This window comes from Paenarthrobacter sp. PPS72 (genome assembly GCF_048537125.1).
Classification (GTDB): Bacteria; Actinomycetota; Actinomycetes; order Actinomycetales; family Micrococcaceae; genus Arthrobacter; species Arthrobacter nitroguajacolicus_E.
The window spans coordinates 140254-153809 of the sequence record NZ_JBLYIE010000038.1; the positions used below are offsets into that span (position 1 = coordinate 140254).

Consider the following 13556-nt stretch of genomic DNA (forward strand, 5'->3'; position numbering starts at 1 on the left):
TGTCTGTCTCGTTGCTCAGCTTCAGTCCTCGCGAACGTCCACCACGCCGACGAAGCGGCTTCCCACACCTTCATACTCGCTGCGCACATCGCCGAGGAAGAGCTCGGGAAGTTCGCTGTTCCGATGGGTGCCACAGAAGACAAAGGAAAAGTCCGGCCACCATTTCTTGGGACGCACGGCCTCGGTGTACCCGCACACAGCACACGTCAGGTGGACCCAGACGGGTCGCTTGCCGGTGCGGTTGGCGCGGGACTGCACCAACCACGCCGGGGGATTGTCCTGCATCTCCCTGAGGTCGGCCTCGGAGAGGCGGGACGGAATGCCGTGGCGTTGGGCCATTTCCATCGAAATATCAAGGGCCAATGCGGCATCACGTCTGCTGATCACCACTCAACGATACGGGACTTGGCGGGCGTAGGCTTTGCACATGACTGACACCGCGGCGCTTCTGCCGAGTACCCCGCTCCAAAAGCGCGTCCTCGTGGTGGCCATAGTGGCATCGTTCATAGCAATTCTTGATGGTTTTGTGGTGAATCTCGCACTCCCGGCCATCGGTCGTGAATTGGGGGGAGGCTTGGTCATTCAGCAGTGGGTGGTGGACGCGTACCTACTCACGCTGGGAGCACTGATATTGGTTGCCGGCTCACTATCTGATCATTTCGGCAGGGCCAGGATACTTGAATGGGGGCTGGCCGGCTTTGCGGTGACCTCGGTCATGTGCGGCCTGGCGTGGACCGGCGAAGTGTTGGTGGTTTCCCGCGCACTGCAAGGAATCGCCGGCGCCCTTCTGGTTCCGAGTTCGCTCGCCATGATCATCTCGTCGTTCTCAGGCCCGGCACAGTCGAAGGCCATTGGGCGGTGGTCAGGATGGACGAGCGCTGCGGCCATTGTGGGTCCGTTGATCGGCGGCATCGCTGTTGACCTGCTGTCATGGCGGGTGATCTTCTTCATCAATGTCATCCCGGCCGTGGCCATTTGGCCTGTGCTTGCTCGCCTCAGGGTTTCCGACGCGGCCAGGGACAAGAGCAAGAGCATCGACTACTTGGGGGCTTTCCTGGCAATGGTGGGCCTGGGCGGGCCGGTATATGCGTTCATCGAACAGGGGAGGATGGGCTGGGGGAGCGCCCAAGTGTGGGCCCCGCTGGTGGTGGGCGTGATTGCGATGATTCTATTCCTCATCCACGAGGCCCGGACTGTTGAGCCCATGTTGCCGCTGAGACTCTTCGCCATCCGAAACTTTGCCTGGGGTAACCTCGCAACCTTGGCCATATACGCCGGCATCTCCTTGGGTTTCTTCGTGCTGGGGATTTACCTGCAGCAGGTGGGCGGGATGGGCGCCACGGTGGCGGGTATGGCACTGCTTCCCGGCACCGTCATCCTGATGCTGGGCGCGTCCTACTTTGGGGGTCTGGCCGGCAAGTACGGCCCCAGATGGTTCATGACCATAGGCCCGTTATTATGCGCTGCGGGCTTCCTGATGTCACTGACTGTCCAGGACCCGCTGAACTACTGGACGCAGGTGTTTCCGGGCCAGATGGTCTTTGGCCTTGGCCTGGCCACGTTGGTGGCGCCCCTCACCGCGGCCATTCTTGGTGCTGTTCCCCCGGCGGAGGCCGGGATTGGTTCCGCCGTAAATAATGCTGTGGCGCGTATCGCGGGTCTGATCTCCATTGCCTTCGCAGGGGTCATTGTGGGGCCGGCCTTCACCCGTGACGGCCTGTACAACGCTTTGTTGGTGACTGCGGGCCTGTTCCTGTTCGGGGCGGCTGCGTCCGCCGTCGGAATCAGGAATCCTGCGCAGGAGACCGGGACCCGCGGTGTCAGCGGAGCTGGGGCAGCGTCCGACGACGGCGGTGCGGGCGGGCAGCGCAGCTGATCTCAGGCGCAGAGGGGCTTCCGGCCAGGGCCCTAACGGGCTGGAAGAATGCAGCCTTCGTGCGTCTCGGCGCTCTGGACCCAGAGAGCCGAAGTGATTTCATCCGCGAGGTCGAACTCGCGGCCTTGGGCTCCGCTGCCGATACGCACCACAAGGGCGCCGCCGAAGGGCTTTCGGCCCACCACCTCAACAGGCGCATCAAGGGAAATCTCTTCGGAGGCAAGGTACCGAAGGAGGTCCGGATTCTCGTCGCTTATTCGCGTGATGCGGCCGGAATGGCCCTGATCCAGTTCGATCATCCGGTAGGCGTGGGGCAACTCGACCGAACCATCGGCTGACGGAATTGGGTCGCCGTGCGGGTCCCGGACAGGATGTCCAAGCTTGGCCGACATACGCTCGATGAAGGTGTCGGACACGGCGTGTTCCAACATTTCGGCTTCGTCGTGGACTTCGTCCCAGCTGTAGCCCAGTTCGTCCACCAAGTAGGTCTCAATGAGCCGGTGCCGGCGCACCATGGAGAGCGCAAGCCGCATGCCCTGAGGGGTGAGCCTGATGGCGCTGTAGGGTTGGTGATCAACGAGGCCCTGGTCCTTGAGTTTGCGGACCATTTCGGACACGGAGGAGTTAGCCACGCCAAGGCGCTGGGCAAGCTGGGACGACGTAATGGGTTTGTCCTGCCACTCCGTGTAGGAGTAGATGACCTTGACGTAGTCCTCGATCGAGGAGGAGGGCGTACTGGTCTTCACATCCCAAGCCTACCGTGGCGTCGCACCCTGAATCTTGACCGCCCGCCAGGTTTGCGTCATGTAGGGCAACCCGATGGTTTCACCCGGGGCATGGCCGAGGTGGTCCAAGAGGTACCACTCCAAGTTGCCCATGACCTTGGCGCGGGTGGCATCGTTGGCGCGGAGGTAATAGCTGCGGGACTTGGTCAGTTCCATGATGTCCTCAGGCGTCAGGGAATCCTCCCATAGGGTTACGTGGCTTTCCAGGCCCTCGAACTCCGGGCCGATGGTTGGCCGGAAACCGGGCTTGTGGACGTCTCCTGCGTGCATGATGCGCGAGAGCCGATGGACCCAGGGAAGAGAAGTGTCCAACTGGTTCCAGATCAGCCCCAGGACCCCGTGGGGACGCAGGATCCTGGCGATCTCCCTGCTAGCAGCGAGCGGCTCACACCAGTGCCAGGCTTGGGCAACGCTGACGACGTCGAATGCTGAGTCCGTCAGCCCTGTTGCCTCTGCCGTCCCCTCCAATGCGCTGACATGGGGGTAGGCCCTTCGCAATTGCTCCAACATATCCGTGGAAGGATCGACGGCGGCGACCTCCAGCCCGCGTTCTACCAGGAGTGCCGTGAACTTGCCTGTGCCGGCTCCGACGTCGGCCGCGGAGCGAGCCCCGGGAGGAACCAGCCAGTCCACGGAATCGGCGGGGTAGCCGGGACGGACACGGTGGTAGTGTTCGCCGCCGTCCTGGAAGCTCTGTCCAAGATGATGCCGACGGGAACCATGCAGCCTGGGACCACGCGGCCCGGCTGGCCCGGGAGTACGTGGTTGGCCGCTGGATGCGGCCGGAGATCGCAGGCCCACGGAAACTCCTTCACAGGGTTGTCAAAAGTACCCTACGAATTTACCGCAGTGCTTCCCGTGAAGGTGCACACAGTCGACAGCTGTTTAGTCGACAGTTGTCTAATCCACAGTGCAGGGAGCTGCACCTGCAGTGCCGGGAGTATTGGGGGCCCACTCGGGGTAGCTACGGTGGTCATTGGCCGGAACCCAGCGGCCCTCATCCACCACATAATCCCATCCCAGTCCGTTGCGCTTGAGTCCCTCGATGCCTGCGAGCAGCCTGGTGGCGTCCTCCAACCGGGAGCCGACACCGAAGCTGGCACGCAAGGATCCGGAGGGGAGCCCGAGGCGCTTGAGGAGCGGGTGCGCGCAGAACCGGCCATCACGAAGGCCAACGCCATGCTCCGCCGCGAGGTAGGCCGCTACCAGTCCGGCGTCGAAACCTTCTACGGAGAAATTGACCACGCCGATGGTGTCCAGGGAGTCAGCGAAAATCTTGTGGACAGTGACCCCGTCAATGGCCTCCAGTCCTCTCACAAGGTATGAACGGATGGCGGCTTCGTGCGCGTGCCATGCGTCCTGGTCCAGCCCTGCGAGGACTTGGGTTGCACGAGCGAGCGTTGCGGCGCCCAGTACATTGGGGGAGCCTCCCTCGTGCCGGGCAGGGCCGGCGGCCCAGCTGACGGAGTCCAGACGGGCTTCACGTACGGCCCCGCCACCGGCCAGGTGCGGCGTGCCGGCGTCGAGCCAATCCGGGCGACCTACCACGACGCCCGCGCCGAAGGGGGCGTAAAGCTTGTGCCCCGAGAACACGATGTAGTCGACATCGGCCTCGCTGATGCTGATCCGTCGGTGCGGTGCGAGCTGGGCGGCGTCAACCACGATTCGTGCGCCGTGTTCGTGGGCAAGTGAAGCAAGGCGGTCGATGGGAAGGATCTCGCCGGTCACATTCGAGGCACCGGTCACGGCAAGCAGGCTAACCCCGCCCTGTGCAAGTTCGGATTGGAGCTTGTCCAGCGTTTCGGCAAGGGTTGCTGCAGCGACGACGCTGCGGTGGGGGACTCCTTGCCACGGAAGCAAGTTGGCGTGGTGCTCGATGTCCAAGTACAGGACCTCGCCGGCAAACTCGCCATCCACCTGTGGAAGGCATCCGGCCAGGAGATTCAAGGAGTCCGTGGTGTTGCGGGTGAAGATCACGGAGTCATCCGGCCGACCGCCAACGAAGTCACGGACAATGTTCCGGGAATTTTCGTACACGGACGTGCTGATTTGGGAGGCGTAGCCGGCTCCCCGATGAACGCTGGCGTAGTAGGGCAGGACCTCGTTGAGGTAGGCCGAAACAATGGTCAAAGCGGGAGCCGATGCACCGTAGTCAAGGTTGGCGTAGCGCACGTGGCCACCCTGGATCAGTGGGGCTTGCAGCTCAGCGCCGGTTACCGCTGCAAGCGGACGCGCGGCGGCAGTTGCCTCTGCTGTGGATTCTTCAACAAGGGCAGACGCAATGGTGTGGGAGTTGAACGTGGCAGTGCTCATGGGACCTCACTCAAGAGGGACCCCCGTAGGGGATCCGCGCTTGCCGCATCCGTTCCGGACCGGCCGGGTCGTCACCCGGGGCACCCCACCGCGAATGGAGGGTTGCCGGCCAGCAAACCGGGGTTTAGCGCTGGCACTCGTGACCTGTAAAAAAGGCTAAGGCACTCCCCGGGGCCGTTCCAAAGCCACGGTCTATTGTTAAGCCCTTTGTTACGTCGAATGCGTATTCCCTGATTGGCCGAATAAAAGACAGCGGAGACACCCGAAAGGGTGCCTCCGCCGCTAGGTTATTCTGCCCTTCGCCCAACCGGGACGACCATTGAGTTTTAGAGGAGGTCGTCGATGCCGGGGTTGAGTCGCTTGAGGACCTCCGAGTGGAGGATCGAGTTGGTGGCCAAGGCGTTGCCGCCGAAGGGACCGTCCTCGCCTTCGAGTGAGGTGAACCTGCCGCCGGCTTCGGTGACGATGGGAACCAGCGCTGCCATGTCGTAGAGGTTCAATTCCGGCTCGCAGGCGATGTCCACCGCGCCCTCCGCCACCAAGCAGTAGGACCAAAAGTCGCCGTAGGCGCGCGTGCGCCAGACGTCTTCGGTGAGGTCAAGGAACTCGTCCAGGTTGCCCCGTTCCTTCCACCCGGAGAGACTCGAATACGACATTGAGGCATCGGCCAGGCTGGACACATTCGAAACCTTGAGCCGGGTGGCAGAGGCGAGGGACCGGCCCATGTAGGCGCCCATGTCCTTGGCGGCCCACCAGCGCTTTCCCAAGGCAGGGGCGCTGACAACTCCCACTACGGGTTCGTCGTCGTCTACCAAGGCGATCAGGGTAGCCCAGACCGGAACGCCGCGAACGAAGTTCTTGGTTCCATCGATGGGATCGATGATCCAGCGGCGTGAGCCATGGCCGCTGCTGCCGAACTCTTCGCCCAGGACGGCATCACGCGGACGCGAGCGGGAGAGTTGCCCACGGATTGCTTCCTCTGCGGCCTTGTCGGCGTCCGTGACAGGGGTGAGGTCAGGCTTGGTCTCGATCTTGAGGTCCAGGGCCTTGAAGCGATCCATGGTCTGGGCGTCGACGGAATCAGCGAGGACGTGGGCAAGGCGCAGGTCATCGTTGTAGGTGGAAACGGGATGGGTCATGCCACCAAACTATCCTGAATCCCAAGCTCCAGTGGGGACGCGAAGCCGTCCACAATCAGTTGACGGTGCCCAGTTCCTTGGTCTCTTTAGCTTCGAGCCTTGGGTCTGCACCCAACAAACGGCGCAAGGAGGCCAACCGGGCAACACCTGACGGGCCCGCATGGCCATCGTTCACCCAGGCATCCAACCCGCAATTGGTTGCGTTGGCACCATGCTTGCAGCCGCGGTCGCAGGTCTCCGTGCCGGGCTCGAGGTCCGGGAAAGAATGCAGGATCCGGTCCGGGTCCACATGGGCCAAGCCGAAGGAGCGGATGCCGGGAGTGTCGATAATCCAGCTGCCGGACGGTGCATCGTCAAGCTTTAACGCCAAAGCCGAGGACGATGTATGGCGGCCTCGGCCCGTCACCGCATTAACGCCACCGGTGGCGCGCTCTGCGCCCGTCAGTGCATTGACCATGGTGGATTTACCCACGCCGGAGTGACCGAGCATGACGGTAACTTTTCCACCCAGGTGAGAGCGGAGCTGGGATACGGCGTCCTTGTCCAGCCGGGCTGATAGTCCGTCATCCGAGCGGGCATCGATGCCGCCGGCTTCGGAGTCGGCGGTCCGGCTGATGATGACGGGAAAGTCCAGGCTCAGGTAATTGGCCAGGAGTTCCGCGGGATCCTTGACGTCCGCTTTGGTGATGAGCAGCAACGGTTCGATGCCGGCGTCGTACGCTGCCACCAAGGCCCGATCAATGAAGCCCGTACGTGGTTCCGGGTTGGCAGCTGCAACAACCACCACGAGCTGATCGGCGTTGGCTACCACCACCCGTTCGATGGGGTCGGTATCGTCAGCGCTGCGGCGTAGGAGCGTCTTCCGCTCTTCCACCCTGACAAGACGGGCCAGTGTGTCGGGGGAGCCTGAGACGTCTCCCACCAGTGCGACGAAATCACCGGGAACAACAGGGTTGCGCCGCAGTTCACGGGCTCGCGCCGCAATAACGATACGTTCGTCGGGGGAATCTTCATCCACGATCGCCCTGTACCGCCCCCGGTCCACAGTGATGATCCTGCCTATCACGGCGTCATCGTGGCTGGGGCGATCCTTGGTTCGGGGCCTTGATCCTTTTTTGCTGGGACGGATCCGGACGTCGGATTCGTCCCAGGAGCGTGCGTCACGGCCCATGGTTAGTTGCTGGCCTCATCAAGATCGGCACCGGCATCGGATGGCTTCAGCATGGCTTCCCACATCTTTGGAAACTCCGGCATGGTCTTCGACGTCGTGGCTATGTCCTCAACTTGTACGCCGTCGACGGCGAGCCCAAGAATCGCCCCTGCAGTGGCCATGCGGTGGTCGGCGTAGCTGTGCACCACCCCGCCGTGCAGGGCTGCCGGGCGGATCACCAAGCCGTCGGCAGTCTCTTCCGCGTCGCCGCCGAGGCCGTTGATTTCGGCAACCAAGGCGGCAAGCCTGTCGGTTTCGTGCCCCCGGAGGTGGGCAATGCCCGTCAGCCGGGAGGGTCCGTTGGCCAAAGCGCACAGTGCAGCGACAGTGGGTGCCAGTTCACTGGTTTCATCGAAGTCAGCCCCCTTGATTTCGGGGCCTCCGGTTACCGTCAGGGTTCCGTCTTCGAAAGATACTTGTGCTCCCATGGCCGTCAGGATGCTGCGCCACTGGTCACCCACTTGCGTGGTGCCGGCGGGCCAATTGGGAATACGTACGGTGCCGCGTGTGGCCAGCGCAGCAGCGAGGAAAGGCCCTGCGTTGGACAGGTCTTGTTCTATCCGCTGGTCAAAAGCGTGGATGGGGCCGGGGGAGACCCGCCAGTGGTTGGGTACGGAATCGTCCACGACGACGCCGACACTCCGGAGGACCTCCACGGTCATGGCGATGTGGTCCAAGCTGGGAACGGGCTTGCCCACGTGCTCCAGGTGCAGGCCCTCAGTGAAGCGGGCACCCACCAGCAGCAACGCGGAAACGAACTGTGATGAAGCGCTGGCATCTATCACCAGATGGCCACCCCGGACCTCACCGGTACCGTTCACTGCGAAAGGAAGGGACGACGGCGTCCTGCCGCCATCCGCTGCCACCGGAACGCCGAGGGCCAGCAATGCTTCAATGATGGTTCCCATGGGTCTGTTGCGGGCGTGGGGATCGCCGTCGAAGATCGTTACCCCGTTGCGAAGTGCGGCCAAGGGGGGAACGAACCGCATGACAGTTCCGGCCAGGCCGCAATCGATCACCGTCTCAGCGCCTGATGAGGCCGGATCCATGGGCGTAATTTCCAAATCCGGACCGAAGTTGCCGTCCCCTGGTACCTCGGTGACAGTCGCCCCCAGTTGCCGGAGGGCCTGGATCATCAATGCCGAGTCCCTGGAATGAAGGGGGGCCCGCAACCGTGAGGGACCATCCGCCAAAGCAGCCAACACCAGGAACCGGTTGGTCAGCGACTTTGAACCAGGGACCGTCACTGTTGCGTCCACAGGCCCGTTGGCAAGCGGTGCCGGCCAGAGTGGCAGCATGGTGTCGGCTTCGGTCGATTCGGTGTTTGCGGCGGTGGTACCGGTCATGCTTCCTTATGCTCCAACTGCGTTGTCAACGGCCTTGCGGACTGCTTTGTCTGCGCGCTTGATCTGCTTGCCAGTCACCTTTTTGGCATCGGCAGCCAGGTGCTCCGCCCGCCAGGCAATGCTGGGACGGCCAGCGGTGTCAACAGAGGCAAGAAGCACACCACCCGTGAGGGAAATGTTTTTCAATAACTGGGCCTTGCGTGCGCTTCGACCTTCCTTCGTGCTGATGTCGGCGGAGCGCCACTCGACATAGGAGTTCAAGGCTGACGTAACAGCCAGCACCGTGGCGGCAAAGCGTGAGAGTTTACCCAGTCCGAGCAGGGCGCCGGCGCCCAGTTGCGCGCCGCCGATGACGCGCGCGAGTGTCTTTTCATCAGCTTTGAAGGGCAGGGATTCCGAGGCACGGCGAAGGACGGGCGAGAGTTGCTTCGCAGTGTCGTCCGCGTTCCTGAGCTTGTCCAGCCCTGCCACGACAAAGCTGGACGCGAGCATGGGACGTGCGAGAAAACGGATAACAGACATGTCTTGCCTCCTGGATGGCTTGCCACATTAGTTCGGTGTGTTGTGTTGAAGGGGTGCAGTCTGCTCTAGTCTTGCACTTTTGCGGAATATTTACCCAGCAGCAGCCGTTGTGAACAACAGGTGCGGTGGAGGCCGGACTGCGGCATCATGTTGCCGCCTGTTGAACGGAGTTGGTTTTTTGACTTTGGTTAAGGACCGGGTGGTTCTACCGGAACCTGGATATGGGATGCAGCCGGAATCCCGGCAGCTGACAGTAGACTTGGCAACGATGAGCACCACTGAACCGGCCGCAGCGGCCATGTACCAGGCAGCCGGCGCGGATGACGCGACGGTTGCAGCCGACGTCGACCCTGCCACGGAGACTCCCGAACAGCGGCGGGCGCGCTTTGAGCGCGACGCCATGCAGTACGTGGACCAGCTGTACTCGGCAGCCATGCGGATGGCACGCAACCCCTCCGATGCCGAAGATCTGGTTCAAGAGGCCTATACCAAGGCGTTTTCTGCTTTTCACCAGTACAAGCCGGGAACCAACCTTAAAGCCTGGCTGTATCGCATTCTTACCAACACCTACATCAACCTCTATCGGAAGCGGCAGCGTGAGCCGCTGCAGTCCAACTCGGACACCATCGAGGATTGGCAGTTGGCTAAGGCGGAGTCGCATACTTCGGCCGGATTGCGGTCCGCGGAGACTGAGGCTCTTGACCACCTCCCTGATTCCGATGTGAAGAATGCCTTGCAGTCGATTCCTGAGGAATTCCGGCTGGCGGTCTACTTCGCGGATGTCGAAGGGTATGCGTACAAGCAAATTTCAGAGATTATGAACACCCCGATCGGCACGGTCATGTCACGGTTGCACCGCGGCAGGAAGATGCTGCGGGACATGCTGGCGGATTACGCCGCCGAACGGGGCTTCAGGGCCCAAACCGAAGATCAGGCCGCGGCCGGAAGCAACAATCAGGAGAAAGAGAAATGAGCGACTGCCAGGGATTGGGCGATTGCGACGATACGCGAATGCAGCGGATCTACGAGTACCTCGACGGCGCATTGACCCGCGAGGACCTTACGGAGATCAAGCAGCACTTGGACACCTGCGAGGAATGTGCCGAGCAGTATGACCTTGAGTGCCTCATCCGGACCATGGTCAAGCGCTCATGCACTGAGTCCGCGCCGGAGAACCTGAAGAACTCCATCCTGGATAGGATTCACTCCATTAAGCCTGTGGACGCCTGATACAACTCCCTATGGAGTGTTCATCAGATCGGGCATTAACTGCGAAGGCCCCGGAAACCGCATGGTTTCCGGGGCCTTCGCTTTAAGCCTGTGACGCTAAGCCGATGGCTTAGGTGTTGGGACGCTTGCCGTGGTTCGCGCCGCCGCGCTTACGGTCACGACGCTTACGTGCACGCTTGCTCATAGCTGGCCTCCTTCAAGGATTGATACTCAATAAAGCTGCCCTCCAGTTTCGCACATCCGGGTGCTGCGCCGCGAACCGGGCGGTGCCCTGAGGGTGAGGAGCTACGGAATGGCCACCCCGGTACCTAGTCCTGCAGCGAATTCCTGATGGAGATGCGGGCTTGGTCCAACACGGTGCGCACGGTTTCAAGCGCCAAGGGAGTCAACGGCTGCGAGGCGCCGTGTTGGCGCAACTCCACACGGATGTCGTCCCTGAAGGACTGGACCAACATTTCCGCTTCCTTGAGGATGCGTTGGCCTTCGGGAGTATGGCCAGCGGTCCTGCTTCGAAAAGTTGCCGCGGAGGCGCTGGTGCGTGCAGCCTCGGCAGTGGCCGCGAGATCTGCCCGCAGCCCACGCATGTTGGCGCGGATGTCCGCCCGCAGACTGTCAGCGAGCCTCCTGACGGAGGCCGATATGTTGTCCTCGACATCTGCCAACTCCTGCCGACGGCTGTCCAGCTCAGCGCGACCGGCAGCCGTAATGGAGTACTTGGTGCGCCGCCCTTCGGTCTCCGTGGCCACGAGACCTTCCTCCTCCAGCTTGCCCAAGCGCGGGTAGATGGTGCCGGCGCTGGGGGAGTAGGTGCCTCCGAAGCGGTCGCCCAACGCCTTGATCAGCTCGTAGCCGTGCTTCGGACCTGTCTCAAGCAAGGCAAGCAGGTATAGTCGCAGGGCGCCGTGCGCGAAGACCGGAGGCATCAGAGGCCCGCTTCCCCGGGGACAGGGTGGCCGTTCTCCGGTGTGGGCGCCGTCCCGTGCATGATGAAGGTCTTGCCGGATACGGTGTTGGTCCGCACCAGCATCAGCCTTTCATCGGGGCCGACGATAGTGTGGACGTTGCTGCCAGGTTGGGCGTACATCTGGCTATCGATTACTACGGTTCCACTGGCCGACTTCGCCACGATGTCCAGGCCTACATCGTGCGGCAGCCGGATGGTCAGGTCCCCGGAGACAGAGTTGGCCCCGAGATCGTTGGTGAAGTCCTGAAGATCGAAGCTGAGGTCGCCGCTCACGGTGCTCGCGCGGACATTCTTGAACTTGCCAGAAGCGGTAACTTCGCCTGAGACGCTCTTGGCGGTCAGGACGCCGTCGTGGTTTCTGGCGATGACCTCGCCGCTGACTGTATTCACGTGCAATTCGCCGCGGGTGCCGTCCGCCAAAACCGAACCGGAGACCGTATTCAGCCTGGTGCGACCGCTGATACCGGAGACCATGCCGTCGCCGCTCACGGTACCTGCCTCAACGTCGACGCCGGACGGCAGCGCAATGCCGACGATCACCGAGTTGGTGCTTGTGTTATTGACGGTGCCCATCAGATTGCGGAACCAGCCCTGCGGTCCTTGAAGCTGGTGGCGTACTTCCAACCGCCCATCAACCAGCGTGACTGTCAGGGGGTCGCCCGTAATCTCGCTGATTTCGATCCGGACGAATGGCTCATCGTGCGTCACGACGTCAAAGCGGCCCTTGACGATGCCCAGTTTCAGTGACCGGACATTCTCTACATCTATGGTTTGCGGGCCCGTCACGGTCCAAAGTTCGTCAGACATAGTCCCTCCAAGTTGCGATATATCGCGTTGATGTCAACACGATATATCGTGTGCATCCCGGAAGCAATGGTTAGCGGAAATCAGGCCAAGGGCTGGTAGGTTTTGCCGATGATCGAGCGCGCAATGGTCACCGCCGGATCCCGCCCGTCGGCCGCAGGGGCCAGATTGGTCCATACCACCAGGGTGACGGAGTTCACCGGGTCACTGCCCATGAACGTATTGAAGCCCGGAAGTTCTCCCGTGTGCCCATAGAGGTTGCCAAACTTCGCAATCCCTAAACCATAGGAGGCCCCGCCTGGGCTGTCAGTGTTGATGGGCGCGACGCTGTCAAGCCGCTTTTTTTGAAGGTCCGGCTTTAAGAGCTTCCCGTTAACGAGGGCTTCACCCAGAATTTTAAGGTCCGAGGCCGTGGAGATCCCTGAACCGGCCGCCCAAGCCCACGATGGGTTGACATCGGTGACATCGTTGGGCGCCAGAGCGCCTGCCGCAGCTTCTTTCTGCATCTCCTCCGGAAGTGCGGGGGTGGTCATGGTCAGGACGTTGTCACCGAAGAAGTAGCCCTGGGGATGTGGCTGGGGAACACTGTTGGATGAAATATCGGGAAAGATCGTGCCCTTCAGGCCAAGCGGCTCAAAGATTCGTTCCTTGAACAGTTGTCCGAGCGGTTTCCCCTCAACTTTTTCCGCGATGAGGCCGAGCAAAACGGTGTTGGTGTTGGAGTAATGGAAGCCCTGGCCCGGAGCGAAGTATGGTGGGCGGGCAAAGGCCAGGGCGAGTAGCTCTTCCGGCTTCCACGCCCTCTGCGGGTCTGTATCCATGGCCGAATTGAGTTCGAGTGTTTCGGTGTAGTTGAACAGTCCGCTCCGCATCGTCAGCATTTGCTCAAGTGTGATGGCGTCCCCGTTGGGAACGTCGGCGCGGTGTTTGGACACGGGGTCATCCAAGGACAGCTTGCCCTCCTGAACCAGCTGCAGAACCACAGTGGTGGTCCAGGTCTTAGTGACTGAACCTACGCGGATATGGTCCTCGGCTGAAACAGCGCGTTGGGCGTCACGGACTCCAGTGCCGTACGAAGCAGTGAGGGTTCCTCCAGGTGTCACCAATAGCATCATGGCCCCGGGTACCAGGACTTCCTTCGCTGTCCGCTCAAACTCTGAACGCAGGGTTCCGGCGTCGAAGGGCTGCAATGCAGCAGAGGGAGTCGGGGGCGTTGATGGCGAGGTGGCCGGCGTGGCCGTTGTGGCCGTTGGCGACGTCGCTGAAGGAGTCGGTGGACCGGAACTGCAGGAAACTGTGGATACCAGCGCCGCAACAATGGCTGCTGTGACTGCTGCTTTGACAGAAACCTGCACGTTCCGCGACAT

Annotated in this window: 15 protein-coding genes and 1 riboswitch; of the genes, 3 read left to right on the top strand and 12 right to left on the bottom strand. The window is 61.9% G+C overall.

Annotated features, from left to right (window positions below):
- Positions 1-21 precede the first annotated feature (21 nt).
- A complete protein-coding gene (locus ACLRGI_RS15855; RefSeq protein ID WP_419202624.1) occupies positions 22-345 on the bottom strand; it encodes a hypothetical protein in 324 nt (107 codons plus the stop codon).
- Positions 346-421: 76 nt separating this feature from the next.
- Here ACLRGI_RS15855 and ACLRGI_RS15860 point away from each other — a divergent pair, with 76 nt between their 5' ends.
- Positions 422-1876 (top strand): DHA2 family efflux MFS transporter permease subunit, encoded by a 1455-nt coding sequence (locus tag ACLRGI_RS15860; protein ID WP_419202568.1) that lies wholly within the window; start codon positions 422-424, stop codon positions 1874-1876.
- 32 nt (positions 1877-1908) lie between these two features.
- On the opposite strand, the gene ACLRGI_RS15865 is transcribed toward ACLRGI_RS15860, so the two are convergent.
- From ACLRGI_RS15865 to ACLRGI_RS15895, 7 genes are all read right to left on the bottom strand, one after another.
- Positions 1909-2622: a metal-dependent transcriptional regulator gene (locus tag ACLRGI_RS15865; RefSeq protein ID WP_419202569.1), complete on the bottom strand. Its 714-nt coding sequence runs from the start codon at positions 2620-2622 to the stop codon at positions 1909-1911.
- 9 nt (positions 2623-2631) lie between these two features.
- Positions 2632-3456 carry a class I SAM-dependent methyltransferase gene (locus ACLRGI_RS15870; protein ID WP_419202625.1) on the bottom strand — a complete coding sequence of 275 codons (825 nt, stop codon included), beginning with the start codon at positions 3454-3456 and terminating at the stop codon, positions 2632-2634.
- Positions 3457-3561: 105 nt separating this feature from the next.
- Positions 3562-4974 (bottom strand): aminotransferase class V-fold PLP-dependent enzyme, encoded by a 1413-nt coding sequence (locus ACLRGI_RS15875; protein WP_419202570.1) that lies wholly within the window; start codon positions 4972-4974, stop codon positions 3562-3564.
- Positions 4975-5005: 31 nt separating this feature from the next.
- Positions 5006-5119, bottom strand: a riboswitch (SAM riboswitch).
- A gap of 181 nt (positions 5120-5300) precedes the next feature.
- A complete protein-coding gene (gene hisN / locus ACLRGI_RS15880) occupies positions 5301-6113 on the bottom strand; it encodes a histidinol-phosphatase (RefSeq protein ID WP_419202571.1) in 813 nt (270 codons plus the stop codon).
- A gap of 55 nt (positions 6114-6168) precedes the next feature.
- The gene (rsgA, locus tag ACLRGI_RS15885; protein ID WP_419202572.1) at positions 6169-7284 is read right to left on the bottom strand and encodes a ribosome small subunit-dependent GTPase A; all 1116 of its coding nucleotides are present in this window, start codon (positions 7282-7284) and stop codon (positions 6169-6171) included.
- A gap of 2 nt (positions 7285-7286) precedes the next feature.
- On the bottom strand, positions 7287-8669 hold the full coding sequence (aroA, locus tag ACLRGI_RS15890; protein WP_419202573.1) for a 3-phosphoshikimate 1-carboxyvinyltransferase: 1383 nt from the start codon (positions 8667-8669) through the stop codon (positions 7287-7289).
- A 6-nt stretch (positions 8670-8675) separates the two neighbouring features.
- Entirely contained in the window at positions 8676-9191 is a 516-nt protein-coding gene (locus ACLRGI_RS15895) for a DoxX family membrane protein (protein ID WP_017198488.1), read from the bottom strand.
- A gap of 178 nt (positions 9192-9369) precedes the next feature.
- Between ACLRGI_RS15895 and ACLRGI_RS15900 the strand changes: the two genes are divergently transcribed.
- Positions 9370-10164 carry a sigma-70 family RNA polymerase sigma factor gene (locus tag ACLRGI_RS15900; RefSeq protein WP_419202574.1) on the top strand — a complete coding sequence of 265 codons (795 nt, stop codon included), beginning with the start codon at positions 9370-9372 and terminating at the stop codon, positions 10162-10164.
- Positions 10161-10421: a mycothiol system anti-sigma-R factor gene (rsrA, locus tag ACLRGI_RS15905; RefSeq protein ID WP_018776387.1), complete on the top strand. Its 261-nt coding sequence runs from the start codon at positions 10161-10163 to the stop codon at positions 10419-10421. Before ACLRGI_RS15900 ends, rsrA begins: the two co-directional genes overlap by 4 nt.
- Before the next feature lie 109 nt (positions 10422-10530).
- On the opposite strand, the gene ACLRGI_RS15910 is transcribed toward rsrA, so the two are convergent.
- The 4 genes from ACLRGI_RS15910 to ACLRGI_RS15925 form a co-directional block, all read right to left on the bottom strand.
- Positions 10531-10605, bottom strand: a complete 75-nt coding sequence (locus ACLRGI_RS15910; RefSeq protein ID WP_369299106.1) for a 50S ribosomal protein bL37 — start codon at positions 10603-10605, stop codon at positions 10531-10533.
- Positions 10606-10729: 124 nt separating this feature from the next.
- On the bottom strand, positions 10730-11344 hold the full coding sequence (locus tag ACLRGI_RS15915) for a PadR family transcriptional regulator (protein ID WP_419202575.1): 615 nt from the start codon (positions 11342-11344) through the stop codon (positions 10730-10732).
- A complete protein-coding gene (locus ACLRGI_RS15920) occupies positions 11344-12192 on the bottom strand; it encodes a DUF4097 family beta strand repeat-containing protein (protein WP_419202576.1) in 849 nt (282 codons plus the stop codon). The genes ACLRGI_RS15915 and ACLRGI_RS15920 overlap by 1 nt, the downstream gene beginning before the upstream one ends.
- 80 nt (positions 12193-12272) lie before the next feature.
- Positions 12273-13556, bottom strand: coding sequence for a serine hydrolase domain-containing protein (locus tag ACLRGI_RS15925; RefSeq protein WP_419202577.1), 1284 nt, complete (start codon positions 13554-13556; stop codon positions 12273-12275).

Bases quoted from the DNA above. Each gene is read 5' to 3' on its own strand.
- aroA (WP_419202573.1), bottom strand. From the start codon at position 8,669: ATGACCGGTACCACCGCCGCAAACACCGAATCGACCGAAGCCGACACC.
- ACLRGI_RS15855 (WP_419202624.1), bottom strand. From the start codon at position 345: ATGGAAATGGCCCAACGCCACGGCATTCCGTCCCGCCTCTCCGAGGCC.
- rsgA (WP_419202572.1), bottom strand. From the start codon at position 7,284: ATGGGCCGTGACGCACGCTCCTGGGACGAATCCGACGTCCGGATCCGT.
- ACLRGI_RS15875 (WP_419202570.1), bottom strand. From the start codon at position 4,974: ATGAGCACTGCCACGTTCAACTCCCACACCATTGCGTCTGCCCTTGTT.
- ACLRGI_RS15915 (WP_419202575.1), bottom strand. From the start codon at position 11,344: ATGCCTCCGGTCTTCGCGCACGGCGCCCTGCGACTATACCTGCTTGCC.
- rsrA (WP_018776387.1), top strand. From the start codon at position 10,161: ATGAGCGACTGCCAGGGATTGGGCGATTGCGACGATACGCGAATGCAG.
- ACLRGI_RS15925 (WP_419202577.1), bottom strand. From the start codon at position 13,556: ATGTCGCGGAACGTGCAGGTTTCTGTCAAAGCAGCAGTCACAGCAGCC.
- hisN (WP_419202571.1), bottom strand. From the start codon at position 6,113: ATGACCCATCCCGTTTCCACCTACAACGATGACCTGCGCCTTGCCCAC.
- ACLRGI_RS15920 (WP_419202576.1), bottom strand. From the start codon at position 12,192: ATGTCTGACGAACTTTGGACCGTGACGGGCCCGCAAACCATAGATGTA.
- ACLRGI_RS15895 (WP_017198488.1), bottom strand. From the start codon at position 9,191: ATGTCTGTTATCCGTTTTCTCGCACGTCCCATGCTCGCGTCCAGCTTT.